At 72.1% G+C, this 883-nt stretch carries 1 protein-coding gene; it reads left to right on the plus strand.

Features of this window, described 5'->3' with window-relative positions; translation table 11 throughout:
* Positions 1-228: 228 nt before the first annotated feature.
* The gene (locus ABD353_RS39710; protein WP_344628580.1) at positions 229-876 is read left to right on the plus strand and encodes a DUF742 domain-containing protein; all 648 of its coding nucleotides are present in this window, start codon (positions 229-231) and stop codon (positions 874-876) included.
* Positions 877-883: the final 7 nt, after the last annotated feature.

Consider the following 883-nt stretch of genomic DNA (forward strand, 5'->3'; position numbering starts at 1 on the left):
CGCCGTCCTCACCCCCGCCCTCCGGGCAGAACTGCAGGGCAGCCTGCTGCACTGACGGTTCGTCGGATACCGTCCTGGTATTCGAAAGACCTCATTGCCCGTCCCCGAGTCCTCCGGCACCCGCCGGCGGACTCGGGTTCGGGCGTTGTACGGCCTTCGCACCACCGGCCCGGACACCCCCGTGTCCGGGCCAGCACCGCACCGCCGCACCCTGTGAGGAGAGGAACCGTGACACCGCCAGACGACCGCAGCGGTCAGTACGGCGTCCCGTACCCCGGTACCGGCCACGACGCGTTCGGAGCCCCCGGCGTCGGCCACGGACAGCCGTACCAGCAGCAGCAGTACGCCGCGCCCGCGGGCCAGCAGCAGTACTTCACCCAGCCCTACGGCGACCAGCAGCCCTACGGGGTGCCGCCGGAGCAGGGGCACTACGGGACGGAGGCCGGGTACCAGGACTACCCGGGCCCCGAGCCCTTCCCTGAACAGGCGCCCGAGGAGCCCGGCCACGTGGAGGAGCTGGAGGACGACTCCGACTCCGGGCCCCTGATCCGGCCGTTCGCGATGACCGGTGGCCGCACCCGGCCGCGGTACGAACTGGCCATCGAGGCGCTGGTCTCGGCCAGCGTCGACCCGGCCCGCCTGGCCTCGATGCTGCCCGAGCACCAGCGGATCTGCACGCTCTGCACGGACGTCAAGTCCGTCGCCGAGGTCTCCGCGCTGCTCGGCCTCCCGCTCGGTGTCGCCCGGATCCTCGTGGCCGACCTGGCCGAGGCCGGCCTGGTCACCATCCACCAGCCCGCTGCCGGCGGCGAATCCGGCAACCAGCCCGACGTCACGCTGCTCGAAAGGGTCCTCAGTGGACTTCGCAAGCTCTAACGCGGCC

It is taken from the genome of Kitasatospora arboriphila (genome assembly GCF_039528095.1).
Classification (GTDB): domain Bacteria; phylum Actinomycetota; class Actinomycetes; order Streptomycetales; family Streptomycetaceae; genus Kitasatospora; species Kitasatospora arboriphila.